The sequence below is a fragment of the Metabacillus niabensis genome (assembly GCF_902829255.1).
Lineage (GTDB): Bacteria > Bacillota > Bacilli > Bacillales > Bacillaceae > Metabacillus > Metabacillus niabensis.
This window is the reverse complement of sequence record NZ_CADEPK010000274.1, coordinates 1-1,175: the sequence shown is the minus strand read 5'-3', so window position 1 is coordinate 1,175 and position 1,175 is coordinate 1. Positions and strand designations below refer to the sequence as shown.

At 24.3% G+C, this 1,175-nt stretch carries 1 protein-coding gene; it reads right to left on the bottom strand.

The genetic code is table 11. The features are described from left to right. Nucleotides 1-821: OLD family protein (locus HU235_RS16150; RefSeq protein WP_174880865.1), on the bottom strand; the 821-nt coding region annotated here is incomplete at its 3' end. Between the last annotated feature and the right edge of the window lie 354 nt (nucleotides 822-1,175).

The following is a 1,175-nucleotide window of genomic DNA, read 5'->3' as shown; positions in this document are numbered from 1 at the left end:
TCACTATACCTTAATTTAGATTTGTTATAATTTTGGTCAAGTGTTTTTCTTAAGGCATTATCCATATAAAGATTACGTTCTGACGGTAAAAACAGTAACCTACCATTAGTGGAGTTTAAACCATATACATATTTAAGAAAGTTTCTTTTTAAATTCCTAGTTAAGATTTTTTTGAAAGTTTCTTGATTAACAATTTTAGGTAGATAAGTTTCAACTGATTCCAATGTTTTATTATTTTCATTTAAATCTTCTTCTGACTGTATTAAAAATACATTGGTAGCTAAATTTTTCTCATCTTCTCCACCAAGTAAAATTCCTACATCATCAGCTAATATAAACCTAAACTCATACTCATACAACTCTTTAACTTCAGGTATATCTAATAATTCAACTTTAACATTTGATTCCTCAGTAAATAATACTCTTTCTTTAATTAAATCATTAATTTCATAAGTCATTAATTCAAATTTATTAGAAAAAAAATCTTCTACATTAATTGAGTTTTCCACTTCAATTTTTACTAGAAATTTCTTTATAGGAGATTTATCTTTGTTATCGTCTTCTATATTTTCTAATTTTGTATTCCTGTAATACTTAATTAAGTCATCCCAATTAGTTTCAATGTCAATATTTAAAAAATTATTGTCTAGGTATGTATCAATAAGTTTATCTAAATTATCTCTATAGTGCTCTTTAAAAAGAGTTAATGATTCTAATAATAATGTTTTCCCTGTTCCGTTATCTCCTACTATTACTACTAAATCACTATCTTCAATTACAGCTTCCTTTATTTGTGCTAAATTAGAAATTTTTAAGTTCATTCTAACCCTGCTTTCTATGGAACGTTCAAATATAATAATTATTACCTTTTATATGGATAAGTATACCATACCATTAATCCTTTAATTTAATTATTTTATTCCTATTTATTGCTCTGAAATTAATTTTTACAGTTTAACAAAAATTTATATAATATGAAATTTTAAAACCTTTAACTATGTTTGACAACTTTTGAACATTAATATTTCAGGAAAACTCAGGAGATGGAGGCTGCTCCATAAATTAATATTCAGAAAATCCTCAGTCGTATAATAAAAATTTAAATAATAGTATACCTAAAATCACTACTAACTTACAATATTTCTCTCTCATTATATTATAATTTCATGGTACAT